Source organism: Caulobacter sp. GW821-FHT12A07 (assembly GCF_058807655.1).
The window spans coordinates 1-21,968 of record NZ_JBXAQX010000004.1 but is presented as its reverse complement, the minus strand read 5'-3'; the positions used below and the strand labels follow the sequence as shown (position 1 = coordinate 21,968).

The following is a 21,968-nucleotide window of genomic DNA, read 5'->3' as shown; positions in this document are numbered from 1 at the left end:
CGAGCCTTAGGGAGGCCCGCATGCCCGTCACGACCGACAACCCCCTCGGCCTCAATGGCTTCGAGTTCGTCGAATTCACCAGTCCTGATCCGGCGGCGATGAAGGCGATCATCGAGCAACTGGGCTTCGTGCCCGCCGCGACCCATCCGACCAAGGCCGTGACCCGCTACAAGCAGGGCCGCATCAACCTGCTGGTCAACGAGGAGGCCGCCGGCCAGGTCGCCGACTTCCGCCAGGCCCACGGCCCGTCGGCCAACGGCATGGCCTTCCGCGTCGATGACGCAGAGCAGGCCTTCGCCGACGCCCTGACGCGCGGCGCCAAGGCCGCCGACGCCAGCCGCTCGGTGCTGGGCGACGGCGCCAAGGTGCTGGAAGGCATCGGCGGCAGCTTGCTCTATCTGGTGGAAGGCGAGGGCTCGATCTATGACGCCTGGACCCCGGTTCCCGGCGCGGCCGAGGCTGAAGCGGCCAATTCGGTGGGCCTCGATCTGCTCGACCACCTGACCCACAACGTCAAGCGCGGCCAGATGCGCACCTGGTCGACCTTCTACAATCAGGTCTTCGGCTTCGAGGAGCAGAAGTACTTCGACATCAAGGGTCAGGCCACGGGCCTGTTCAGCCAGGCGATGATCGCGCCCGACAAGGCCATCCGCATCCCGCTTAACGAGAGCCAGGACGACAAGAGCCAGATCGAGGAGTTCATCCGCCAGTACAACGGCGAGGGCATCCAGCATCTGGCCCTGACCACGGCCGACATCTACGGCACGGTCGAGAAGCTGCGCGCCCGGGGCGTCAAGCTGCAGGACACCATCGAGACCTATTATGAGCTGGTCGACAAGCGCGTGCCCGGCCATGGCGAGGACCTGGAGCGCCTGCGCAAGAACCGCATCCTGATCGACGGCGCCGTCGGCGACGAGGGCCTGCTGCTGCAGATCTTCACCGAGAACCTGTTCGGCCCGATCTTCTTCGAGATCATCCAGCGCAAGGGCAACGAGGGCTTCGGCAACGGCAACTTCCAGGCCCTGTTCGAGAGCATCGAGCTCGACCAGATCCGTCGCGGCGTGATCACGGTCGACGCGTAAAAATATCTTTCGTCATCCCGGCCGAAGCGTAGCGTAGAGCCGGGACCCAGGGGCCGTGCGCACCGCCCCTGGGTCCCGGATAGCCTCTTCGAGGCGTCCGGGATGACGAGACAAAAAGTGCTGGCAAAGGCACGGGAAAACGCATGGACCTCCGCTACCAGACCGGCTTCGGCGCCCACTTCGCCACCGAGGCCGTGGTCGGCGCCCTGCCAGTGGGGCAGAACTCGCCGCAGCATGTTCCGTTCGGCCTCTATGCCGAGCAGCTCTCCGGCACGGCCTTCACCGCGCCCCGGCACGAGAACCGCAGAAGCTGGCTCTACCGCCTGCGGCCCAGCGCCGGGCACGGACCCTACAAGCCCTACGCCCAGCCGCGCCTGACCAGCGCCTTCGACGCGCCCGTCACGCCCAACCGCCTGCGCTGGGACCCGATCGAGATCCCCGCCGAGCCCACCGACTTCGTCGACGGCCTCGTCACCCTCGCCGGCAATGGCGACGTCGCGGCCCAGGCCGGCATGGGCGTTCACCTCTACCTGGCCAACGTCTCGATGAAGGACCGGGTGTTCTACGACGCCGACGGCGAGCTGCTGATCGTGCCGCAGCAGGGCGTGCTGACCCTGGTCACCGAGATGGGGCGCCTGAAGGCCGGTCCAGGCCAGATCGCCGTCATCCCGCGCGGCGTGCGCTTCCGGGTCGAGCTTTCCGGGCCCTCGCGCGGCTATGTCTGCGAGAACTTCGGCGCGGCCCTGCGCCTGCCGGAGCTGGGGCCGATCGGCTCCAACGGCCTGGCCAATCCGCGCGACTTCGAGACCCCGGTGGCCGCGTTCGAGGACGTCGATGCGCCCACCCAGGTGATCCAGAAGTTCCAGGGCGCGCTGTGGGCCGCCGAGTGGGATCACAGCCCGCTGGACGTGGTGGCCTGGCACGGCAACCTCGCCCCCTATCGCTATGACCTGGCGCGCTTCAACACCATCAACACGGTCAGCTACGATCACCCCGACCCGTCGATCTTCACGGTGCTGACCTCGCCCAGCGACACGCCGGGGACGGCCAATGTCGACTTCGTGATCTTCCCGCCGCGCTGGATGGTGGCCGAGCACACCTTCCGCCCGCCCTGGTTCCACCGCAACGTGATGAGCGAGTTCATGGGCCTGGTGCACGGCGCCTACGACGCCAAGGAGGGCGGTTTCGCCCCCGGCGGGGCGAGCTTGCACAACTGCATGAGCGATCACGGCCCCGACGTGGCCAGCCATCGCAAGGCCACCGACGCCGAACTGGGGCCGCACAAGATCGACAACACCCTGGCCTTCATGTTCGAGAGCCGCTGGGTGATCGCGCCGACGAAGTTCGCGCTGGAGCATCGCGCGCTTCAGGCCGACTATGATGCGTGCTGGGACGGGTTCCCCAAGGCCCGCCTGCCGTAACCAGAACAATGAGAGGAAGCGCCGAATGAAGCTCGCGTCTCTGAAGGGCGGCCGCGACGGCCGGCTGGTCGTGGTGTCGAACGATGTCGCCTGGTGCACCGACGCCGGGACGATCGCGCCGACGCTGCAGGCCGCGCTCGACGACTGGGAACGCTGCGAGCCGCTGCTGCGCGGGCTGGCCGAGAGCCTGGAGCACGGCGGCGTGCCCAAGGATCGCTTCCACGAACACGACGCCCTCAGCCCCCTGCCGCGCGCCTTCCAGTGGCTGGACGGCAGCGCCTACGTCAATCACGTGCAACTGGTGCGCCAGGCCCGTGGGGCCGAGATGCCCGAGAGCTTCTGGACCGATCCCCTGATGTACCAGGGCGCGTCGGACGGCTTCCTGGCCCCCCGCGACACCATTCCGCTGGCCGACGCGGCCTGGGGCTGCGACCTGGAAGGCGAGATCGCCGTGATCGTCGGCGACGTGCCGCTGGGCGCCAGTCGCGAGGAGGCCCTGGCGGCCATCCGCCTGGTGATGCTGTGCAACGACGTCAGCTTGCGCAACCTGATCCCGGCCGAGCTCGGCAAGGGCTTCGGCTTCGTGCAGTCCAAGCCCGCCAGCGCCTTCTCGCCGGTGGCGGTGTCGCCCGACGCCCTGCCGGGCTGGAGCGACGGCAAGCTGTCGGGCGCGCTGCTGATCGAGCTGAACGGCAAGGACTTCGGCACGGCCGACGCCGGCGTCGACATGACCTTCGACTTCGGAACCCTGGTGGCCCACGCGGCCAAGACCCGCGCCCTGAGCGCCGGCACGATCGTCGGCTCGGGCACGGTTTCCAATCGCGACGCCGACGGCGGGCCCGGCAAGCCGATCGCCGAGGGCGGTCTCGGCTACTCCTGCCTGGCCGAACTGCGCACCGTCGAGACCATCCTGCATGGCTCGGCCAAGACGCCGTTCCTGCTGGGCGACGACACCGTGCGCATCGAGATGAAGGACGCCAAGGGGCACACCATCTTCGGCGCCATCGAGCAGCAGGTCGAGCGGGTTTGACAGAAGAGGTCGCAACCGTCGGAAGGGTCTGGTCGACGCCGGCCGGGGTCAATCTCGGCCCGCTCGACCTGATCGCCGACGGGGCGGCCCGCAATTACGTCCTGCAGATCGGGGCCAACCGCTTCCATGGTTTCGTGGTGCGGCGGGGCGAGGCGGCGTTCGGCTATGTCGACCGCTGCCCGCACGCCGGCCTGCCGCTGGCCCAGGCGCTGGACCAGTATCTCACGCCTGACGGCGGCATGATCGCCTGCTCCTGGCACGGCGCGGTGTTCTCCGTCGAGGACGGCGCCTGCCTCGGCGGCCCCTGCGCCGGCGCGCGCCTGACGCCGTGGCCGGTGCGGGTGGACGACGGGCACCTGCTGACCGCGTAAATTCCGGAAAGACAAGTCTGGATTGATTTGCCCCGTCGTCGGTGGTTTCGTGGCCCGCGATCGGGAGACGGGCATGGGCGGACTTTCGGGGATTGTCGATGATCTCGAAGGCGTGGCCCTCGAGGCGGTGCAGAACCAGCCGCCCGTGGTCTCGGCCCGGATCCTGGCCTTCCTGACCAAGGTCGCCCATGTCGTCGATCAGGCCTATCGCGACGTCCTGGCCCTGCTGATCGACGTGAAATATGTCGGCGACGACGCGCTGTCGGCCGGCGAGATCCGCGACTTCCAGCGCCGGGCCGAGCAGATCCTGGAAATCAGCCACTATCGCGACGCCGAGGAGATCTGCAGCCGTCTGCGGACGCTCAAGGACGTCTATGAAAACGAATTGCAGGCCATGGTCGGCCCGGGCGACAGCGGCCAGTGGGCCGGCCTGTTCAACCTGATCAACGACCGTGAAAGCCGGATCGTCATGATGATCCGCGACGAGCTCTGGCGGCTGTCGCAGACCCTGGACACGGTGAAGGGGCCGGCCGACCTGGAGGCGCTGCGCGAGATCGCCGGCGAGGCGGCCCGGCAGATCAAACGCGACCTGTCCGACCTCACCACCTTCACCAACCGCATCCTGGGCCTCAGCGGCCGGGCGGGACTGGTCGAGATGCTGAGGGACGGGCGGCCGCAGTCGATGGTGGTCAGGGAGATTTCGGTCATGGTCGATCAGAGGCAGCAGCATACCTACTCGACGGGCGACAACTCGGTCCTGGTGGGGGCGGGGGCGACCACCGGCGACATCCATATCCAGCAGGGCGCGGGTCTCGACTTGGCGGCCCTGGCGCAGGATCTCAATAAGCTGCGCGCGGAAATGAAGGCCCAGGCGGCCGGGACGGCGGAGGAGGACGTGGCGATCGGCGCGGTGGCGACCGCCCAGGCCGCGGCCCAGCAGGGCGACGAGAAGGGCGCGCTGAAAGCTTTGAAGGGCGCGGGGAAGTGGGCCTTGAGCGTGGCCGAGAAGGTGGCCGTGCCGATCGCCGTGGCGGCGCTGAAGCCGCTGCTCGGCGTGCCCTGAGGGCCTTCGCCCAAAAGAAAAGCCGCCCTCCAGGAGAAGAAGGCGGCCAAGTCATTGGGAGGAAACGCCCAGAAGGGCTGAGACCTCTATAGCCGCTTCCTGACGTCGTGACAACGTTGTCATGAACTTTTTCGGAAAAAAGTTTTCGAGCCTGCCGTCGCGCCGCGGGGGAGGGGCGTTTATGTCGGACGACATGACCAGCCTGACGCTTCGCCTCGCCACGCCCGAGGACATCCCCGCCCTGACCGTGCTGATGAACGCGGCGATCGCCGAGCTGCTGACGCCGTTCCTGCCGCCCGAGGGCGTGGCCGCGTCGTTCGAGGTGATGGGGCTGGACAGCCAGCTGATCGCCGACGGCACCTATTTCGTCGTCCAGGACGGGGAGGCGATCGCCGGTTGCGGCGGCTGGAGCCGGCGGGCCACCCTGTTCGGCGGCGACCATTCGGCCGGGCGCGACGCGGCCATGCTGGACCCGGCGCGCGACGCGGCGCGGGTGCGGGCCATGTACACCCACCCCGACCACACCCGGAAAGGCGTCGGCCGGATGATCCTGGCGGCCTGCGAGCGGGCGGCGGCGGGCGAGGGCTTCTCCCGCGCCGAGATGGCCGCGACCATGGGCGGCGTGCCGCTGTACGAGGCCTGCGGCTATACGCTGATCGAGCCGTTCACGGCCCCGACCTCCAAGGGCTACGACGTGCCGCTGGCCCGCATGGGCAAGGCGCTGGAGCCGGCGCCGGCGCGCTGAGCGCCCACGAAAAAGGGGCGGACCTTTCGGCCCGCCCCTCGTAGTCGCGGTCGTCGGTTCCGCTTAGCGGAACAGGCTCAGGATCGAGCTCGACGACTGGTTGGCGATAGAGAGCGCCTGGATGCCCAACTGCTGCTTGGTCTGCAGAGCTTGGAGCTTGGCGCTTTCCTTGGCCAGGTCGGCGTCGACCAGGTTGCCCACGCCGGCGTCGAGGCTGTCTTGCAGCTTGCCGACGAAGGTCAGGTGGGTGTCGAGGCCCGTCGAGCTGGTGCCCAGCGAGGCCAGCTTGTTGGTGGCCGTCTGCAGGGCGGTGTCGATGGTCGAGATCATCGTCTTGGCCGCGGCCGCGTCGGTGAACGACGTACCGGCGCTGAGGCCGATGCCGGCCAGCGACAGGGTCTTGGAGTTCACCGTGATGCCCGAACCGTCCGAGTTGGCCAGATAGGTCAGCTTGGCGGTCTTGCCGTCGATGATGCTGGCGCCGTTGAACTTGGCGTTGCTGACGGCCTTGGTGATCTGGTCGCGCAGCGAGTTGAAGTCCGACTTCAGGGCGTTGAACGAAGCGGTGTTCAGCGAGGTGTCGGAAGCGGCCAGGGCCTTTTCCTTCATCTTGCCCAGGAGGTCGGTGACGGTGTCGCCGGCGGCCAGGGCGACGTCGATGGTGGACTGGCCGCGTTGCAGCGAGTCCTTCACGGCGTTGATCGACGAGGCGGTGGCCGACTGGTTCTTGGCGGTCGCCCAGATGGCGCCGTTGTCCTTGGCGCTACCGATCTTCTTGCCGGTGTTGATGCGCTGTTGAGTGATCTGAAGGTCGCTGTTGGTCGAGTTCAGATTTTGCAGGGCGATCATCGCGCCCGAGTTCGTGTTCACGCTGTTCAGCGCCATAACGAAGACTCCTTCTTGAGGTGTCCGGCGTCATTTTGACCCCGGAGGGCGTTTTGCCCTCCTGCAATATTTCGTAATCTCGTTATCATTGAGTGAAAATGTCGCGGTTACCGGCGCGTTCATTGTAAGCTTCCGTTAACTTAGATTGACGCAGCCGCGCGACTGAATCGCCAGTCCTCTAGGCCTGAGTCCTGGAGACTCTTGGCGACCCGCGACTGGACTCTGGAGACTTGGCGAAGGGCGCGAAGCCCAAGTGTCGGGCCGGGCTCTCGCGCGCGAAGATTCAAGCTCTCTTGGCGTTTGCGGCCGGCGCTAGAGTCACGCGCAGAGGCGGGCCGGTTCAAGCGCCGGCTCTTCGGCCTCGAACAGGTCGAAGGCCTCTTCCCAGGCCGCCAGCCTCGTCTCGCGCAGGGCCGCGTCGTCGACCACCCGCATCAGCTGGTCCTCGCGGTCGTTCCACACCAGGCCCAGGTCCGTGGCCCGCTCGGCGTCGGCGCCCAGCAGCAGGATGACGTCGGCCTTGGCCGCGCGCTCGGGGCTCAGCCGCATCAGGGTGCGGCCCGCGCCCATGTCGCGGTGGATGTCGGCGAAGGCCAGCACGGCCGAGATCATCGCGGCGCTGACCGGGCGAACGTGCCAGGGCTGGCAGGCGAGGCGGCTCATGTCGGTTTCTCCGAACGAATTGCGATGACTCCTTTTCCACGTGCGTTGCGTCAAAAACGGTCGTAATGAACCGGGATGAGACATGAGAAGGCGACGAAGCTGCTCGACCTGGCCCGCCGGCTGGCCAGTTCCTCCGAAGGGTTGACGCTCGACGAGATGGCCCAGGCCATGGAGGTGGGGCGGCGTACGGCCGAACGCATGCGCGACGCGGTCTGGGCGGCCTTCCCGCAGATGGAGTCGATCGAGGACCCGCCGACCCGCCGCTTCCGCATCCCCTCGGGCCTGGACAGCCTGTTCCAGACCCCGACCGCCGAGGAACTGGCGGCCCTGCGCACGGCGGCGGACTCCAACCAGACGGCCGGCGCCCATGGCCGGGCCGCGGCGCTGTACGCCCTGGAGGGCAAGCTGTTGTCGGCGCTGAAGGGCTCGGCCCGCCGGCGCGTGGCGCCCGACGTCGAGGCCCTGGTCCAGGCCGAGACCATCGCCGTCCACGCCGGCCCGCGTCCGCACGAGGACCAGAACGTGCTGGCGCAGATCCGCTCGGCGGTGAAGGGGCTGACGGCCCTGTCGTTCCGCTATGACGGCGGCAGTCAGCCGGGGCGCACCCGCACGGTGACGCCGCTGGGCATCCTGTTTGGCCGCAGCAACTATCTGGTCTCGCTGGAGGGAAGCAGCCCCCGGCCGCGCACCTTCCGCCTCGACCGGATGAGCGACGTCCAGGCGCTGGACAAGCCGGCCTCGCCGCCGGCCGACTTCTCGCTGCAGGCCTTCGCCGACGAGAGCTTCGGCATCTATCACGGCGACATCGAGGACGTGGTCCTGCGCATCAGCCCTGAACGGGCGGAAGACGCCCTGCGCTGGCGCTTCCACTCCAACCAGGTGGTGGAGCAGGGCGAGGACGGCGCTGTGACCGTGCGCTTCCGGGCCAGCGGCATGCTGGAACTGGCCTGGCACCTCTTCACCTGGGGCGACGCGGTCGAGATCGTCTCGCCGGAGGATCTGAAGACGATCATGGTCCGGGAGTTGGAGAAGGCGCTGGCGGCGCATCGGTAGCGTGATCCCTCTCCCCTTGCGGGAGAGGGTGGCCTCGCGGAGCGAGATCGGGTGAGGGGTCTCTCAGACCTCAACACCGCGTGCAGCGGTCAGGCCGGGCGGAGCGTCTCCCATCTGAGAGACCCCTCATCCGACGGCTTCGCCGCCACCTTCTCCCGCAAGGGGAGAAGGAGATTCAGGCCACCAGCCTCAGCAACGCCAGCTCCCGCGCCCGCGCCGAACTCGCCCGCCGTTTCGGCAGGGCGCTGGTCTCGAAGGCCTCCAGCACGCGGGGGTGGATATAGGCCGCCCGGCAGACGGCCGGGGTGTTGCCCAGCAGGCCGGCCACCGCCTTGATGCAGAGGTTCAGCGCCTTCTTCGCCTCGGTCTTCGTCGCCGGCTCCGGTTGCAGGCTCAGCGCCTCCAGCGCCGCCAGCGAGCCGTACCAGGTGCGGAAGTCCTTGGCCGAGAAGTCCTCGCCGGCCACGGCGCGGATGTAGTCGTTGACGTCGTGGCTCTCGATCGAGCGGCGCTGGCCATCCTCGTCGAGATACTGGAACAGGCGCTGGCCGCGCAGTTCCTGGCAGGCGGCGACGATGCGGGCGAGGCGCCGGTCGCGGAAACCCGTGTGGTGCACCTTGCCGCTCTTGCCCTTGAACTCGAACACCGCCCCGCCGCCGGCCAGCTTCAGGTGGCGCTTCTGCATGGTGGTGAGGCCAAAGCTCTTGTTGGTCTTGGCGTACTCGTCGTTGCCGACCCGGATCAGGGTCAGTTCCAAGAGGCGCACGACGGCGGCCAGCACCTTCTCGCGCGGCAGGCCGCGGCGGGCGAGGTCGGCGTCGACCCGCTTTCGCAGGCGGGGCAGGGCGCGGCCGAAGGCGGCCATGCGCTCGTACTTGCGGGCGTCGCGGTCGGCCCGCCAGTCGGGGTGATAGCGATACTGCTTGCGCCCCTTCTGGTCGCGGCCGACCGCCTGGATGTGGCCGTTGGGGTCGGGACAGATCCACACGCTGGTCCAGGCCGGCGGGATGACCAGGGCGCGGATGCGCTCCAGCGTCGCCTCGTCCTTCACCGTCCGGCCGTCTGCGTCGGCGTAGGAGAACCGGCCGGGCTCGCCCAGGCGGGTCAGGCCCTGCTCCTGGTCGTTGACATAGGCCAGCAGGGTCTTTTCGGCGGCGGGCGTCTCGCTGGTGTCGCGGGCCATGGCGCTCACCGCGCGCCGAAGACGGAAAAATGCCGGGTCATGCGTTCGCTCCCAACCCAATCCCGGCCAACGTGGTAGACGGTTCGTCCGTTCCGGGGAGCTTCGATGAACTACCGCCACGCCTTCCACGCCGGCAATTTCGCCGACCTGCAGAAGCACGCGATCCTGCTGGCCCTGCTCGCGGGCCTGACCGCCGACGAGTCGCCGCTGGCGGTGATCGACACCCACGCCGGCGCCGGGGCCTATGACCTGCGCGGCGACATGGCCCAGAAGTCCAAGGAAGCCGCCGCCGGCATCGGCCGCCTGCTGGCCGAGGGCGACGCCCCCGCGCCGTTCGCGCCGCTGCTTAAGGCGGTCGAGGAGCTGAACGTCGGCGACGCCGAGGCGCCGCTCTATCCCGGCTCGCCGCTGCTGATCGCCCGCGCCCTGCGCCGGGGCGACCGCTACGCCGCCTGCGAACTGCGCGACGACGACTTCGACCAGTTGCGCAAGGTGCTGGGCCCCTACGCCTTCGCCCAGGCCCTGCAGGCCGACGGCTACGCCACCGCCGAGGCCCGGGCCGGGCGGGGCGGGCGGACCTTCGTGCTGATCGACCCGCCGTTCGAGCGGCCCGACGACTATGCCCAGTGCGTGGCCACGGTGCGGGCGGTGCGCAAGGTCGATCCGGCCGCCGTGCTGGCGATCTGGACCCCGCTGAAGGACCTGGAGACCTTCGACGCCTTCATCCGCGCGCTAGAAAACGTCACGGACGACGCGCTAGTCGCCGAGCTCCGCCTGCGGCCTCTGAGAGACCCGATGAAGATGAACGGCAGCGCCATGGTGTTGGTCGACGCCCCGGCGGCGATCGAGCCGCAGGTCCGCGAGATCACGACCTTCCTGGCGCAGCGCCTGGGCGATGCGGGCGCGGCCGCCCGCGTCTGGCGCGCCTGACCGCGTGAGCCAGGCCCCCAGCCTCCGTCAGGCCTGCGCCGTCTGGCTGAAGGTCGGCTGCCTGGGCTTTGGCGGGCCGGCCGGGCAGATCGCCCTGCTGCACCGCGAGGTGGTCGAGAAGCGCGGCTGGGTCGACGAGGACCGCTTCGCCCATGCCTTGAGTTTCTGCATGCTGCTGCCGGGGCCCGAGGCCCAGCAACTGGCGACCTGGCTGGGCTGGCGGCTGCACGGCGTGCGCGGCGGCCTGGCGGCGGGGCTGCTGTTCGTGCTGCCGGGTCTGGCGGCGATGCTGGCGCTGTCGGCGCTCTATGTCGTCCATGGCCAGGCGACTTGGGCCGCGCCGGCCCTGCTGGGACTGAAGGCGGCGGTGGTCGCCCTGGTGCTGCAGGCCCTGATCCGGATGGCCGGCCGGGCGGCGCGGGGGCGGGCGGGCAAGATCGCCGCCGTCCTGGCCTTCCTGGCGCTGAGCTTCACCATCGCGCCGTTCCCGCTGGTCATTCTCGTCGCCGGTCTGGCGGGCTGGTTCTTCGGCGCGCGCGACGCCGCTTTCGACGCCTCGGCGGAGCATGCGCCGCTGAAGGGCGCGGGGAGGGCGGCCCTGATCTGCCTCGCCGTCTGGCTGGCGCCGGTGGCCCTGGCCTTCGCCCTGGCTCCGCGCTCCGCCCTGGCCCAGATCGGGGCGGTGTTCAGCGGCCTGGCGGTGGTCAGTTTCGGCGGGGCCTATGCGGCCCTGGCCTATGTCGGCCAGGTGGCGGGCGAACTGAACTGGCTGACGCCCAACCAGATGCTCGACGGCCTGGGTCTGGCCGAAACCACGCCGGGACCGCTGGTGCTGACCTTCGTCTTCGTCGGCTTCGTGGCCGCCTGGCGCGACGCCGATCCGGCCCTGGCCTGGCCGGCCGCGATCGCCGGCGGGCTGATGGCGGCCTGGGCGACCTTCGCCCCGTCGTTCCTGTGGATCTTCGCCGGCGGACCCTTCGTCGAGCGCCTGCGCGCCCACGCTCGCGCCGCGGCGGCCCTGTCGTGGGTGGGGGCGGCGGTGGTCGGGGTGATCGCCAGCCTGGCGCTGTGGTTCGCCGTTCACTTGCTGTTTCGCAGCGGGAACGAGGCCGCCTGGGGGCCGTTCCGCACCACGCTGCCCGACCTCTTCAGCCTCGATCCCGTCGCGCTGGGCCTGACCGTCCTCGCCTGCGGCCTGACCTTCGCCCTGCGGCTGCCGATCCTAGCCCTGGTGGGGGTGATGACGCTGGCGGGCCTGGCCTGTTCGGCTTTGTTCTGAAGGTTACTTAAGGTCAGCATTTTTGCGCTTGCGAACCGGCGTTCTGTGTTATGCTGCGCCGCACAATCGCGATCGACGGAGTGAACGGCCATGGCTTCCTCGTCCTTCCTGCCCCTGTCTTCCGAGAGTCCCGAAACACCGTCGGCGCCGAACCTCCTCATCGGGGCCGCATCGCCCCTGTGGGCTGTGTTCGGCGGCGCGGCCGTCGCCGGCGCCGCCTGGTGGTGGTGGTCCAACCGATGGCGTGAAGCCGTCAATATCGAGGCCCTGATCGCCCTGGCGCCCGAACCGGTGTCGCGCGGCGTGCTCGACGAGCCGGCCCCGGCCCTGATCGCCACGCCCGCCGAAGTGGTCGAGGCCGCCGTCGCCGAGGTCGAGCCGATCGTCGAGACGGTCGCCGCCGCCACGGCCGAAATCGTCGAGACCGCCGCCGAGGTCCCCGCCGCGCTCGCCGAAGCCTCGGTCGAGGTGGTCGAGGCCGTGGTCGAAACGGCGCCCGAACCTGTGGTCGAGGCGATCGCCGAGCCGGTCGAGACGGTCGTCGAAGAGGTCGTCGCGCCCGCCAACGACGTCGCCTCCAAGGTCGTGGCCTCCGCCAAGGACGTCGCCGACGACCTGACCCTGCTGGTCGGCATCGGCCCCAAGCTGGCCGCCTCGCTGGCCGAGCTGGGCGTCACCCGCTTCCGTCAGATCGCCGACTGGAGCGCCGACGAGCTGGAAAGCTTCGACAAGCTGCTCAGCCTCAAGGGCCGCGCCGAGCGCGACGCCTGGGTCGCCCAGGCCAAGCGTCTGGCCGAGGGCGCGGGCTCGACGGGCGGCTAGGCGCCGCCCATCGTCCAGATCTTCTTGATCACGCCTGAGAAGCTCAACATCGGCTGGCCGCCGGTGCTGAGCAGGCCGCGCACGAAGATCATCGAGCCGCCGGCGCGGATCACCTCGCCGGTCGCTTCGATCAGGTCGCCTGGCTTGGCCGGGCCGACGAAGTCGCCGTTCAGCGACACGGTCACGGCCTTGGCGTTGTCCAGCTCGCGCCAGGCGATGGCGAACAGCGAGAAGTCGGCGAAGGTCAGCATGCAGCCGCCGTGCATGAAGCCGCCGCCGTTCATGTGGCGTGGCTCGGCCCGGAACGCGCAGCGCACCTTGCCGTCCTCCTCGCGGAAATAGAACGGCCCGGCCGTGTCCTCGAAGGGGTCCTGGCCCGTCCAGGTGCGCCAGCCCGCCCACTCGCCGTCCTCGACCAGCATCGGCCCGCTGACGATCTCGTTGCCGCCGTCCATGCCCTGCGCTCCCGTACTTTCTCGTTGTTTTGCTGTTCAGCTAAGACCCCGGCGGACGCCGAAGCAAGTCGGCGTCTGGCCGCATCACGCGAACTAGGGCAGGGTCTTCGCCTTCAGCGAGAGGGGTGGCAATGTGGGGTGGAGCGATCGCGGCCGGTCTGGCGGCGATGATCCTGGCGACTTCGGCGTGCGCGCAGGACGCGCCGATGATCATGCCGATGTCGGAGTTCCAGCTGGAGGTGCGGGCGGCGCTGCTCAAGGTCGATCCCACGCTTCGCATCGAGCTGGTCGGCGAGGACAGTCTGAAGATCCGCCAGGCCAAGGCCGTCAAGGACGACGACGGCATGTCGCTGTTCCTCGACAACGCCTACGGCCGCTATCGCAATGCGCCCGGGGATCTGGACACGATCATCGGGCAGCTGGCGCGGGTCATGGCCTCGAGCGGCGAGAAGGCCGCGCTGGAACGCGACAAGCTGGTCGTGCTGATCCGGCCCGTCGAATACCTCCAGGCGATGCCGGGCGCCGAACTGGTCTACAGGCCGCTGGTCGGCGACTTCATCGAGGTCGTGGCTGTCGACGAGAGCGAGAGCTTCCGTCTGGCCACCAAGGACGATCTGACCAAGGCCAGGATCGAGACCGCCGACGCCTGGGCCGCCGCGCGCAAGAACACCGGCGAGAAGATCGGGCCCCTGGAGGTCGAGTCGATGGAGCCCGGCGTCTGGTTCGTCACCGACGGCGCCAGCCTGGCGCTGAACCTGGTGTCGATGCCCGAACGCTGGGCCGCGCAGGGCATCCAGATCAAGGACGAGGCCGCCGTCGTCTTCCTGCAGCGCAACGTCCTTCTGATCGCCGACACCGCCGATCCGGCGCGGCTTTCGCGCTTCGTGAAGTTCGTGAAGGCCAATCAGGGCGAGCCCGAGGTCTTCTCGACGAGCGTTTTCCTTTATCGCCACGGAAACTGGTCGGTGCTAGAGCCGAGCAAATGACCACCCCGATCCAAGACACCATCCTTTCGCAACTGGCTGATCTGCCGGCCGGCAAGTCCATCGACCCGATGTCGGTGGCCAAGGCCATTCAGCCCGAGCGCTGGCAGCGGCTGCTCGGCCACGTCCGCACCGACGCCGTCGAACTGGCCAAGGAAGGCAAGATCGTCATCCTGCGCCACAACAAGCCGGTCAATCCCGAGAAGTTCCGGGGCGTCTATCGCCTGCGCCTGCCGCTGGAAGGCGATCCGACCAGCTTCCCCGATGTGGCCGACGACGGGGCCGACGACGCCGAGGCCTGAGCTGCTTCAGGACCCGCCCCGACGACGTCGGCGAGTGGGTCTTGAAATGCAACTGGATCGATGAACCTATGAGCCTCTCAAATACATCGGGAGGTTCGTCATGATCGTCTTCGGTTCGTCGCTTTCCCCCTATGTGCGCAAGACCCTGGCCTTCGGGGCCGAGAAGGGTCTCGTGCTCGAGAACCGGGTGTCGCCGCCCGGGACCCTCGATCCCGACTTCGCCGAGTGCAGCCCGTTCCGGAAGATCCCGGCCTTCCAGGACGGCGACTTCCGCATCTCGGACTCCACGGCGATCATCACCTATCTCGAAGCCCTGCATCCGGAGCCCAACCTGATCCCGGCCGAGCCGCGCGCTCGCGCCCGGGCGGTGTGGTTCGAGGAGTACGCCGACACCATCCTGGTGGCGGCCGGCGGCAAGATCTTCTTCAACCGCATCGTCGCTCCGCGCTTCATGCGCAAGCTTGGCGACGAGGCGATCGCCGCCAAGGCGCAGGCCGAAGAGCTGCCGCCGGTGCTCGACTATCTGGAGACCATCGTGCCCGACGTCGGCGGCTTCCTGCTGGAGGATCGCCTGACCCTGGCCGACATCGCCGTTGCCAGCCCCTTCGCCAACCTGCGCCACCTGGGGCTGGACCTGTCGCGCTGGCCGCGCACCAAGGCCTATACCGACGCGATCCTGGCCCGGCCGTCGTTCGCCGAGCTGATCGCCAGGGAAGAGGGCCTGCTGGCCATGTTCGCGGCCCCGACCGCGGCCTGACCGCTTGCCAAGCCGCGCTTGCCAGCGGAGATTGAGCGGCAAGCGCGGGGAGAGCCAGCCGTCATGACCAACCCGTCGCCACCCGACCTCCTCACCGACGAGGAGGCGCTCTCTTTGGCGGCCGGCCCGCAGGATCGCCTGCGCCTGCTGCGGGTGATCGAGGCCAACTTCAAGCTCATGCTGGCCTGGACGGCGACCCAGCCGCTGTCGGACGCGATGATGGTCGAGGCTAAGGCCCAGGCGACGAATTTTCTGACCCAGCTCTGGGAGCATGGCTCGCTGTTCGGGGCGACGGCCCAGGAGGCTTTCGAGGTCACCTGCGACGCGAGCAACAACCCGGCCTCTGGTCCGCTCGCACTCGTCTTGCGGCTCGATACAGCCCTTGCTCTCGACGCGCCCGGCAAGCTCATCGCTGTGCCTTTCCACTTTCCGGTGGCCAGGTCGTAAGGCCGCACGCCCTTGGCGCGGGACCGGCGGCCGCCTAACTGCGGGACCATGTCGCTCGACGCCCTGCTTTCCGAGATCCGCGCCTGCCGGGCCTGCGTCGGCGACCTGCCCGAACCCCGGCCGGTGGTGCGGGTGGGCGAGGGGACGCGCCTGCTGATCTGCGGCCAGGCGCCGGGGCGGCTGGTGCACGAGACCGGCCTGCCGTTCAACGATCCGTCCGGAAACCGCCTGCGCGACTGGATGGGGATCGACCGTGGCGCCTTCTACGGCCGGCCCGAGATCGGCGTCGCGGCCATGGCCTTCTGCTTTCCCGGCACCAATCCCAAGGGCGGAGACTATCCGCCGCCGCCGCGTTGCGCCGAGCTGTGGCGCAAGGACCTGCTGGCCCTGCTGCCCAAGGTCGAGCTGACCCTGCTGGTCGGCGGCTACGCCCAGGCCTGGGCGCTGGGCGACGCCATGAAGCCGACCATGACCGAGACGGTCGCCGCCTGGAGCGAATACGTCGGGTACGGCGTTCTGCCCCTGCCGCACCCGTCGTGGCGCAACACCGCCTGGCTCAAGCGCAATCCCTGGTTCGAGGACGAGGTGACGCCCTATCTTCGCCGCCGTGTCGCGGGCATGTTGGCCCCATGAACCGCCGGAGCCTCCTCCTCACCGTCGGGGCCGCCGGCCTCGCCGCCGCCTGCGCCCCCATCACCCAGCGCCCGGACCTCGCCCCGCTGGGCCTGCGCGGCGCCCGCCTGGAAGACGACTGGCTGGTCAGCTTCGACGGCGCCAAGCTGGGCATCAAGCGCTGGCTGCCTGAGGGCGGCGCGCCGACCCATGTGGTTGTCGGCCTGCACGGCATGAACGACTATTCCAACGCCTATCACCTGGCCGCGCCGTGGTGGGCCCAGCAGGGGATCGCCACCTACGCGCTGGACCTGCGCGGTTTTGGCCGCTCGCCCGCCCGGGGCGTCTGGGCCTCGAGCGATCTGATGATCGAGGACGTCCGCACCCTGGTCGCCTTGGTGCGCGAGGCCCATCCCGAGGCCAAGGTCTCGCTGGCCGGGGTCAGCATGGGAGGGGGCCTGGCCATCGCCGCCATGGCGACCGACAACCCGCCGGCGGCGGACTCGCTCCTGCTGTTCGCTCCCGCCGTCTGGGGCTGGTCGAACCAGCCTCTGCCCTACAAGACCAGCCTGTGGATCACCGCCCACACCGCCCGCAGCTGGGTGGTCAAGCCGCCCGAATGGCTGGTCTCCAAGGTCCAGCCCACCGACAATATCGACGAGCTGCGCCGCATGGGCCGCGACCCGCTGATGATCTGGGGCGCGCGGTCCGACACCCTCTACGGCCTGGTCGGGTTGATGGAGCGGGCCTGGGCGTCGCTGGGCAAGGTGAAGGTCCCGGTCGCCTACTTCTACGGCGAGCACGACGAGATCATCCCCGACGAGCCTACGCAGCAGGCCGCCCGCCGGCTGAAGCCTGACGATCGTTCGGCGTTCTACGCCAACGGCTACCATCTTCTTCTGGTCGACAAGCAGGCGGAAGTCGTCTGGCGCGACGCGGCGGCGTTCCTCAAGGACCCGCAGGCCGACCTGCCGTCGGGCGCGCCGCCGATCCCGGGCGCGCCGACCGCGCCGAATATCGTCAAAGTTCAGGGTGTTCCGGCCGGACGCTAGTTGAACGTCCGGCGTATTGCAGTGCGAAAAGAACGATCATCGGCCTATGTGACAAAAGGCCGATGAAGTGATCCTTGCGGCGACGGTCGTTGGGGCGTACATCCCGGCGCACTGTTTTCAGGCTGAGGCACGGCATGACCTTGTTCGATCTCCCCGATTTCGAGGGACACGAAGGCGTCCATTCGTTCTACGACGAGAAGACGGGCCTCAAGTCGATCATCGCCGTCCACTCGACCGCGCGCGGCCCCGCCGCCGGCGGCTGCCGCATGTGGGACTACGCCAGCAGCGAAGCGGCCCTGACCGACGCCCTGCGCCTGTCGCGCGGCATGTCCTACAAGAACGCCATGGCCGACCTCGACTTCGGCGGCGGCAAGGCCGTGATCATCGGCGACAGCCGCAGCCAGAAGACGCCTGAACTGTTCGAGGCCTTCGGCCGCGCGGTCGACAGCCTGGGCGGCAGCTACTGGACGGCCGAGGACGTCGGCGTCTCGCCGGCCGACCTGGAAAACACCCGCAAGACCACCCGCTACGTCGCCGGCCTGGAAGGCCACGCGGCCGCCTCGGGCGATCCCTCGCCGGTCACCGCCGAGGGCGTGTTTCGCGGCGTGCGCCTGTGCGTCGAGCGCGCCCTGGGCCGCGACCTCAAGGGCGTGAAGGTGGCCATCCAGGGCGTCGGCCATGTCGGCGCCTACCTGGCCGAGAAGCTGCACGCCGCCGGCGCGCAACTGATCATTGCCGACGTCAACCAGGTCGCCCTCAATGAGGTGGCGGCCAAGACGGGCGCGCAGATCGTCTCGACCGACGCCATCTTCGACGTCGAGGCCGACGTGTTCGCGCCGTGCGCGCTGGGCGGCGCCATCTCGGCGACGACCCTGCCGCGCCTGAAGGTCAAGGTCATCGCCGGCGGCGCCAACAACCAGCTGGCCGACGCCCTGATCGGCCAGACCGTGTTCGACCGCGGCATCCTCTACGCCCCGGACTACGTCATCAACGGCGGCGGCATCATCAACGTCGCCGCCGAGATCCGCGCCCTGGAAGCCGGCGGCGCCTTCGACCCGGCCTGGGTGGCGACCAAGCTCGACCGCCTGGCCCTGACCTTGGCCGAGGTGCTCGACCAGTCCAAGGCCGAGGGCCGCCCCGCCAACCTCGTCGCCGACGAGATCGCCCGCGCGCGGATTTCGGCGGCGCGTCCCTGATCCTGAAGGAACCTACCCCTGTGGGGGAGGTGATCGCGAAGCGATCGGTGGGGGGAGTGATCGCCAGATAGACCACCTTTTCGGCGGCTGAAAACGGCCCCCCACCGGCCTTCGGCCGCCTCCCCCACGGGGGGAGGTTCTCTACCGCCCGCTCAGGCTCGCGCCCGCGTCCTTGTCCAGCCGCAGATAGACCGGCAGGGCCAGCAGGGTCACCAGCCCGATCGCCGCGAACGGCAGGGTGAAGCTGGCGGGCGTCAGGCCGCCGGCGCCGACGTCGCGGGTCAGGTGCAGCATCAAACCACCGAAGCTGACGCCCAGGGCCAGGCCGACCTGCTGGCTGACCGCCGCCAGGGTCGAGGCCGCCGCCACGCGCGGCTGGGGCACGTCGGCATAGGCGATGGTGTTGGCGGCGATGAACTGGCTGGACCGCGCGAAGCCGCCCACCAGCAGCAGGCCGATCATCAGCCACATCGGCGTCGAGGCGGTGAAGAGGCCCGGGACGGCCGTCATGATCGCCGTGGCGACGACGAACACCGCCAGGGCCGAGCGGAAGCCGTAGCGCTTGAGCAGGGCGCTGGCGAACGGCCGGGCCACCAGCACGCCGGCCCCGGTGGCGATGGTCACGGCGCTGGCCTTCAGCGGGCTCCAGCCCAGGGCGACCTGCAAGAGCAGCGGCATCAGGAACGGGCTGGCCCCGATGCCCAGCCGCACGAAGGCGCCGCCCAGCAGGCTGGCCCGGTAGGTCGGGAAACGCAGCAGGGTCAGGTCCAGGATCGGGCGGCTCACCACCTTGCAGCGCCGCAGATAGAGCCAGCCCGCGCCCAGCGACACGACCAGCAGGGCCAGTTGCAACGGCGGGGGCAGCAGCGGCAGGCCGGCGGTCTCGGCCAGGCCGATCAGGCCCGACAGCGCGATGGCGCTCATGATGAAGCCGGGGGTGTCGAAGCGGCCGGCCTCGCGGTCGGGCGCGCCCTTGGGCACGAAGCGGCGGACGGCGATCGCCCCGACCAGACCGATCGGCAGGTTCAGGTAGAAGATCCACGGCCAGTCGGCGATCGACAGCACGAAGCCGGCGATCGGCGGTCCGATCAGCGGCCCGATCATGGCCGGCATGGTGAACCAGCCCATGGCGCTGATCAGCTTGTCCTTGGGCGTGGAGCTGACGACGATCAGCCGCGCCACCGGCGTCATCATCGCCCCGCCTATGCCCTGGATCACCCGCGCGCCGACCAGCTGGGCCAGGCTCTGCGACAGGCCGCACAGGGCCGAGCCGCCCAGGAACACCAGCATGGCCAGCAGGAACACCCGCCGCGCCCCATAGCGCTGGGCCGCCCAGCCGCTGGCCGGGGTGAACACCGCCAGGGCGAGAATGTAGGAGGTCAGCGCCAGCTTCAGGTGGATAGGATCGGCCGAGAAGGCCTGGGCCAGGCGCGGCAGGGCGGTCGACAGCGCCGTGGAGTCGATGAACTCCATCAGCAGCGCGCTGGCGACGGCCAGGGATACGAGCCGGGTGGTCCAGGGGGATGGATCGGGCGCTTCGGTTTCGAGGGAGGGCGCCGGGCGCGGATCTGAGGCGAGATCGGACACGGGCGCCAGTTACGCCCGGCCGGCGGCCGGCTCAAGGAAAGAGTGGATAACTTCGGTCCCCGGAGGTCGCCGTTGCGCCGAACGCCTCGAGGCTTCATTCTGCCAAACAGACGTTCGAGACCTCCCCAGAGACTCCCCGAGACCCGGCCGATGTTCCTTCGCTTCTTCTCCGAGCTGCGCCAGGCCAAGGTGCCGGTCAGCTTGCGCGAATACCTCCTGCTGATGGAGGCCCTCGACAAGGGCGTCATCGACCGCTCGATCGACGACTTCTACTACCTGTCGCGCGCCAGCCTGGTGAAGGACGAGAAGAACCTCGACAAGTTCGACCGCGTGTTCGGCCACGTCTTCAAGGGGCTGGAGACGGTGGGCGAGGGGATCACGGCCGACATTCCGGAGGAGTGGCTGAAGGCCCTGACCGAGAAGTTCCTCACCGACGAGGAGAAGGCCCAGATCGAGGCCCTGGGCGGCTTCGAGAAGCTGATGGAAACCCTGCGCGAGCGCCTGGCCGAGCAGAAGGAACGCCATCAGGGCGGCAACAAGTGGATCGGCTCGGGCGGCACCAGTCCCTTCGGCAACAATGGCTACAATCCCGAAGGCGTGCGCATCGGCCAGGACAAGGGCCGTCACGGCCGGGCCGTGAAGGTCTGGGACAAGCGCGAGTACAAGAACCTCGACGACAGCGTCGAACTGGGCACCCGCAACATCAAGGTGGCGCTGCGCCGTCTGCGCAAGTTCGCCCGCACGGGCGCGGCCGAGGAGCTGGACCTGCCCGGCACCATCCGCGGCACGGCCGAGAAGGGCTATCTCGACATCCAGCTGCGCCCCGAGCGCCGCAACGCCATCAAGGTGCTGATCTTCTTCGACATCGGCGGCTCGATGGACGGCCACATCAAGCTCTGCGAGGAGCTGTTTTCCGCCGCCAAGACCGAGTTCAAGAACCTGGAGTTCTACTACTTCCACAACTGCCTCTACGAGGGCGTGTGGAAGGACAACAAGCGCCGGCACACCGAGAAGGTCCCGACCTGGGAGGTGCTCCACAAGTTCCCGGCCGACTACAAGGTGATCTTCGTCGGCGACGCCACCATGAGCCCCTACGAGATCACCTACCCGGGCGGCAGCGTCGAGCACTGGAACGAGGAGCCCGGCGCCATCTGGATGAGCCGGGTCACCGACATCTACCAGAGCTGCATCTGGCTCAATCCTACCCCCGAGCGCCACTGGGACTACACCCAGTCGATCGGCGTCATGAAGCAGCTGATGAACGAGCGCATGTTCCCGCTGACCATCGACGGGCTGGACAAGGCCATGCGGGAACTGGTGCGGGGCTAGAGGCGAAGCCCAACTTGAAGGAACCTCCCCCTGTGGGGGAGGTGTCGGCGAAGCCGACGGAGGGGGGAGTGGCTGATTGATCGGCCAGTTCGGCGGCGGTTGAAAACGTCCCCCCACCGGCCTTCGGCCGCCTCCCCCACGGGGGGAGGTTTCCCGATCTCACAGCCCCGACAAATACCCCGCGATCGCCGTCCGGCGCGCGTCCAGCGCCTCCAGCTGCGCCCGCAGCCGCGCCTTCAGCCTGTCCGGGCACGCCCCGTCCTCGCCCAGCAGTTCGGCGATCTCCGAGATCGGCAGGCCCAGGGCCTTGAGGTCGGCGATGGCGGCCAGCCGGACGCGCGCCGCCTGGCCCAGGGTGCGGACGTTCTTCGGCCCGCGGCCGCAGGCGATCAGGCCCATCTCCTCGTAGTGGCGGATGGCCCGCAGGGTCAGGCCCAACTGCTCGGCGACGACGCCGATCGGGATCTCCGAGGCGCGCACGGTGAAGCGCGGGGCGGGTTGAGCGACGGCGGTGTGGACGCCGCCATGGGGTATCGAAGGCATCGGAACTCCCTTGCGAAGGCTCGTCTGGGCGCGGCGGCGGCGCTCGGCCAGGGCGATGGCCGCCTTTGTCCGCGGGCCGGGGATGGAGAGGTCGTGGAGGTTCATCCGAACTCCACCAGCACCTGGTCGGCGGCGACGGGATCGCCGGCCTTGGCGTTGACGGCTTTCACCGTGGCGT

The 21,968-nt window shown here is 69.1% G+C and carries 24 protein-coding genes; 18 read left to right on the top strand and 6 right to left on the bottom strand.

Annotation, left to right across the window (positions count from 1 at the left end; translation table 11 throughout):
- The first annotated feature begins 20 nt into the window (after positions 1 to 20).
- The 6 genes from hppD to AC1RRS_RS09540 all read left to right on the top strand — a co-directional run bounded on the left by hppD (position 21) and on the right by AC1RRS_RS09540 (position 5,712).
- A complete protein-coding gene (gene hppD, locus AC1RRS_RS09565; RefSeq protein ID WP_492854964.1) occupies positions 21 to 1,082 on the top strand; it encodes a 4-hydroxyphenylpyruvate dioxygenase in 1,062 nt (353 codons plus the stop codon).
- A 143-nt stretch (positions 1,083 to 1,225) separates the two neighbouring features.
- Positions 1,226 to 2,503: a homogentisate 1,2-dioxygenase gene (gene hmgA / locus AC1RRS_RS09560; RefSeq protein ID WP_492854963.1), complete on the top strand. Its 1,278-nt coding sequence runs from the start codon at positions 1,226 to 1,228 to the stop codon at positions 2,501 to 2,503.
- 25 nt (positions 2,504 to 2,528) lie between these two features.
- Entirely contained in the window at positions 2,529 to 3,533 is a 1,005-nt protein-coding gene (locus tag AC1RRS_RS09555) for a fumarylacetoacetate hydrolase family protein (protein ID WP_492854962.1), read from the top strand.
- Positions 3,530 to 3,904, top strand: a complete 375-nt coding sequence (locus AC1RRS_RS09550; protein WP_492854961.1) for a Rieske (2Fe-2S) protein — start codon at positions 3,530 to 3,532, stop codon at positions 3,902 to 3,904. Before AC1RRS_RS09555 ends, AC1RRS_RS09550 begins: the two co-directional genes overlap by 4 nt.
- A gap of 73 nt (positions 3,905 to 3,977) precedes the next feature.
- A complete protein-coding gene (locus AC1RRS_RS09545) occupies positions 3,978 to 4,967 on the top strand; it encodes a hypothetical protein (RefSeq protein ID WP_492854960.1) in 990 nt (329 codons plus the stop codon).
- Positions 4,968 to 5,148: 181 nt separating this feature from the next.
- Entirely contained in the window at positions 5,149 to 5,712 is a 564-nt protein-coding gene (locus tag AC1RRS_RS09540) for a GNAT family N-acetyltransferase (RefSeq protein WP_492854959.1), read from the top strand.
- Positions 5,713 to 5,775: 63 nt separating this feature from the next.
- Here AC1RRS_RS09540 and AC1RRS_RS09535 read toward each other — a convergent pair whose 3' ends face one another.
- Together AC1RRS_RS09535 and AC1RRS_RS09530 are read right to left on the bottom strand one after the other, a co-directional pair.
- The gene (locus tag AC1RRS_RS09535) at positions 5,776 to 6,597 is read right to left on the bottom strand and encodes a flagellin (protein WP_487287583.1); all 822 of its coding nucleotides are present in this window, start codon (positions 6,595 to 6,597) and stop codon (positions 5,776 to 5,778) included.
- 318 nt (positions 6,598 to 6,915) lie between these two features.
- Positions 6,916 to 7,260: a hypothetical protein gene (locus AC1RRS_RS09530; protein WP_492854957.1), complete on the bottom strand. Its 345-nt coding sequence runs from the start codon at positions 7,258 to 7,260 to the stop codon at positions 6,916 to 6,918.
- A 75-nt stretch (positions 7,261 to 7,335) separates the two neighbouring features.
- Here AC1RRS_RS09530 and AC1RRS_RS09525 point away from each other — a divergent pair, with 75 nt between their 5' ends.
- The gene (locus AC1RRS_RS09525) at positions 7,336 to 8,313 is read left to right on the top strand and encodes a helix-turn-helix transcriptional regulator (RefSeq protein ID WP_492854956.1); all 978 of its coding nucleotides are present in this window, start codon (positions 7,336 to 7,338) and stop codon (positions 8,311 to 8,313) included.
- A gap of 175 nt (positions 8,314 to 8,488) precedes the next feature.
- Here the strand turns inward: AC1RRS_RS09525 and AC1RRS_RS09520 are convergent, their stop codons facing one another.
- Positions 8,489 to 9,496 (bottom strand): DNA topoisomerase IB, encoded by a 1,008-nt coding sequence (locus AC1RRS_RS09520; RefSeq protein ID WP_492854955.1) that lies wholly within the window; start codon positions 9,494 to 9,496, stop codon positions 8,489 to 8,491.
- Between the two features lie 105 nt (positions 9,497 to 9,601).
- On the opposite strand from AC1RRS_RS09520, the gene rlmJ reads away from it, so the two are divergent.
- From rlmJ to phaH, 3 genes are all read left to right on the top strand, one after another.
- Positions 9,602 to 10,426 carry a 23S rRNA (adenine(2030)-N(6))-methyltransferase RlmJ gene (gene rlmJ, locus AC1RRS_RS09515; protein ID WP_492854954.1) on the top strand — a complete coding sequence of 275 codons (825 nt, stop codon included), beginning with the start codon at positions 9,602 to 9,604 and terminating at the stop codon, positions 10,424 to 10,426.
- Positions 10,427 to 10,430: 4 nt separating this feature from the next.
- Positions 10,431 to 11,705: a chromate efflux transporter gene (chrA, locus tag AC1RRS_RS09510; protein WP_492854953.1), complete on the top strand. Its 1,275-nt coding sequence runs from the start codon at positions 10,431 to 10,433 to the stop codon at positions 11,703 to 11,705.
- Between the two features lie 90 nt (positions 11,706 to 11,795).
- Entirely contained in the window at positions 11,796 to 12,527 is a 732-nt protein-coding gene (gene phaH / locus AC1RRS_RS09505) for a phasin PhaH (protein WP_492854952.1), read from the top strand.
- Here the strand turns inward: phaH and AC1RRS_RS09500 are convergent.
- Positions 12,524 to 12,982: a PaaI family thioesterase gene (locus AC1RRS_RS09500; protein ID WP_487291669.1), complete on the bottom strand. Its 459-nt coding sequence runs from the start codon at positions 12,980 to 12,982 to the stop codon at positions 12,524 to 12,526. The genes phaH and AC1RRS_RS09500 overlap by 4 nt on opposite strands.
- A 131-nt stretch (positions 12,983 to 13,113) precedes the next feature.
- Between AC1RRS_RS09500 and AC1RRS_RS09495 the strand changes: the two genes are divergently transcribed.
- From AC1RRS_RS09495 to AC1RRS_RS09465, 7 genes are all read left to right on the top strand, one after another.
- Positions 13,114 to 13,968: a DUF1444 domain-containing protein gene (locus AC1RRS_RS09495; protein WP_492854951.1), complete on the top strand. Its 855-nt coding sequence runs from the start codon at positions 13,114 to 13,116 to the stop codon at positions 13,966 to 13,968.
- A complete protein-coding gene (locus AC1RRS_RS09490) occupies positions 13,965 to 14,267 on the top strand; it encodes a DUF3253 domain-containing protein (RefSeq protein ID WP_492854949.1) in 303 nt (100 codons plus the stop codon). The genes AC1RRS_RS09495 and AC1RRS_RS09490 overlap by 4 nt, the downstream gene beginning before the upstream one ends.
- 100 nt (positions 14,268 to 14,367) lie before the next feature.
- Positions 14,368 to 15,024 carry a glutathione S-transferase family protein gene (locus AC1RRS_RS09485; RefSeq protein WP_492854948.1) on the top strand — a complete coding sequence of 219 codons (657 nt, stop codon included), beginning with the start codon at positions 14,368 to 14,370 and terminating at the stop codon, positions 15,022 to 15,024.
- 63 nt (positions 15,025 to 15,087) lie between these two features.
- Positions 15,088 to 15,471: a hypothetical protein gene (locus tag AC1RRS_RS09480; protein WP_492854947.1), complete on the top strand. Its 384-nt coding sequence runs from the start codon at positions 15,088 to 15,090 to the stop codon at positions 15,469 to 15,471.
- A gap of 48 nt (positions 15,472 to 15,519) precedes the next feature.
- Positions 15,520 to 16,104: a uracil-DNA glycosylase family protein gene (locus AC1RRS_RS09475; protein ID WP_492854946.1), complete on the top strand. Its 585-nt coding sequence runs from the start codon at positions 15,520 to 15,522 to the stop codon at positions 16,102 to 16,104.
- Positions 16,101 to 17,135 carry an alpha/beta hydrolase gene (locus AC1RRS_RS09470; RefSeq protein WP_492854945.1) on the top strand — a complete coding sequence of 345 codons (1,035 nt, stop codon included), beginning with the start codon at positions 16,101 to 16,103 and terminating at the stop codon, positions 17,133 to 17,135. Before AC1RRS_RS09475 ends, AC1RRS_RS09470 begins: the two co-directional genes overlap by 4 nt.
- Before the next feature lie 134 nt (positions 17,136 to 17,269).
- Positions 17,270 to 18,331 carry a Leu/Phe/Val dehydrogenase gene (locus AC1RRS_RS09465; protein WP_492854944.1) on the top strand — a complete coding sequence of 354 codons (1,062 nt, stop codon included), beginning with the start codon at positions 17,270 to 17,272 and terminating at the stop codon, positions 18,329 to 18,331.
- A 141-nt stretch (positions 18,332 to 18,472) separates the two neighbouring features.
- Here AC1RRS_RS09465 and AC1RRS_RS09460 read toward each other — a convergent pair whose 3' ends face one another.
- On the bottom strand, positions 18,473 to 19,918 hold the full coding sequence (locus AC1RRS_RS09460) for an MFS transporter (RefSeq protein WP_492854943.1): 1,446 nt from the start codon (positions 19,916 to 19,918) through the stop codon (positions 18,473 to 18,475).
- A gap of 150 nt (positions 19,919 to 20,068) precedes the next feature.
- Here AC1RRS_RS09460 and AC1RRS_RS09455 point away from each other — a divergent pair, with 150 nt between their 5' ends.
- Positions 20,069 to 21,247, top strand: coding sequence for a vWA domain-containing protein (locus tag AC1RRS_RS09455; protein ID WP_492854942.1), 1,179 nt, complete (start codon positions 20,069 to 20,071; stop codon positions 21,245 to 21,247).
- Between the two features lie 159 nt (positions 21,248 to 21,406).
- On the opposite strand, the gene AC1RRS_RS09450 is transcribed toward AC1RRS_RS09455, so the two are convergent.
- Complete coding sequence (locus tag AC1RRS_RS09450; RefSeq protein WP_492854941.1) at positions 21,407 to 21,895, bottom strand: MerR family transcriptional regulator; 489 nt, start codon at positions 21,893 to 21,895, stop codon at positions 21,407 to 21,409.
- Positions 21,896 to 21,968 lie beyond the last annotated feature (73 nt).

What these genes read in the sequence shown, in the direction of transcription:
- hppD (WP_492854964.1), top strand. Translation starts at nt 21, where the DNA reads ATGCCCGTCACGACCGACAACCCCCTCGGCCTCAATGGCTTCGAGTTC.
- hmgA (WP_492854963.1), top strand. Translation starts at nt 1,226, where the DNA reads ATGGACCTCCGCTACCAGACCGGCTTCGGCGCCCACTTCGCCACCGAG.
- AC1RRS_RS09555 (WP_492854962.1), top strand. Translation starts at nt 2,529, where the DNA reads ATGAAGCTCGCGTCTCTGAAGGGCGGCCGCGACGGCCGGCTGGTCGTG.
- AC1RRS_RS09545 (WP_492854960.1), top strand. Translation starts at nt 3,978, where the DNA reads ATGGGCGGACTTTCGGGGATTGTCGATGATCTCGAAGGCGTGGCCCTC.
- AC1RRS_RS09540 (WP_492854959.1), top strand. Translation starts at nt 5,149, where the DNA reads ATGTCGGACGACATGACCAGCCTGACGCTTCGCCTCGCCACGCCCGAG.
- AC1RRS_RS09535 (WP_487287583.1), bottom strand. Translation starts at nt 6,597, where the DNA reads ATGGCGCTGAACAGCGTGAACACGAACTCGGGCGCGATGATCGCCCTG.
- AC1RRS_RS09530 (WP_492854957.1), bottom strand. Translation starts at nt 7,260, where the DNA reads ATGAGCCGCCTCGCCTGCCAGCCCTGGCACGTTCGCCCGGTCAGCGCC.
- AC1RRS_RS09525 (WP_492854956.1), top strand. Translation starts at nt 7,336, where the DNA reads ATGAGACATGAGAAGGCGACGAAGCTGCTCGACCTGGCCCGCCGGCTG.
- AC1RRS_RS09520 (WP_492854955.1), bottom strand. Translation starts at nt 9,496, where the DNA reads ATGGCCCGCGACACCAGCGAGACGCCCGCCGCCGAAAAGACCCTGCTG.
- rlmJ (WP_492854954.1), top strand. Translation starts at nt 9,602, where the DNA reads ATGAACTACCGCCACGCCTTCCACGCCGGCAATTTCGCCGACCTGCAG.
- phaH (WP_492854952.1), top strand. Translation starts at nt 11,796, where the DNA reads ATGGCTTCCTCGTCCTTCCTGCCCCTGTCTTCCGAGAGTCCCGAAACA.
- AC1RRS_RS09500 (WP_487291669.1), bottom strand. Translation starts at nt 12,982, where the DNA reads ATGGACGGCGGCAACGAGATCGTCAGCGGGCCGATGCTGGTCGAGGAC.
- AC1RRS_RS09495 (WP_492854951.1), top strand. Translation starts at nt 13,114, where the DNA reads ATGTGGGGTGGAGCGATCGCGGCCGGTCTGGCGGCGATGATCCTGGCG.
- AC1RRS_RS09490 (WP_492854949.1), top strand. Translation starts at nt 13,965, where the DNA reads ATGACCACCCCGATCCAAGACACCATCCTTTCGCAACTGGCTGATCTG.
- AC1RRS_RS09485 (WP_492854948.1), top strand. Translation starts at nt 14,368, where the DNA reads ATGATCGTCTTCGGTTCGTCGCTTTCCCCCTATGTGCGCAAGACCCTG.
- AC1RRS_RS09480 (WP_492854947.1), top strand. Translation starts at nt 15,088, where the DNA reads ATGACCAACCCGTCGCCACCCGACCTCCTCACCGACGAGGAGGCGCTC.
- AC1RRS_RS09475 (WP_492854946.1), top strand. Translation starts at nt 15,520, where the DNA reads ATGTCGCTCGACGCCCTGCTTTCCGAGATCCGCGCCTGCCGGGCCTGC.
- AC1RRS_RS09470 (WP_492854945.1), top strand. Translation starts at nt 16,101, where the DNA reads ATGAACCGCCGGAGCCTCCTCCTCACCGTCGGGGCCGCCGGCCTCGCC.
- AC1RRS_RS09465 (WP_492854944.1), top strand. Translation starts at nt 17,270, where the DNA reads ATGACCTTGTTCGATCTCCCCGATTTCGAGGGACACGAAGGCGTCCAT.
- AC1RRS_RS09455 (WP_492854942.1), top strand. Translation starts at nt 20,069, where the DNA reads ATGTTCCTTCGCTTCTTCTCCGAGCTGCGCCAGGCCAAGGTGCCGGTC.
- AC1RRS_RS09450 (WP_492854941.1), bottom strand. Translation starts at nt 21,895, where the DNA reads ATGAACCTCCACGACCTCTCCATCCCCGGCCCGCGGACAAAGGCGGCC.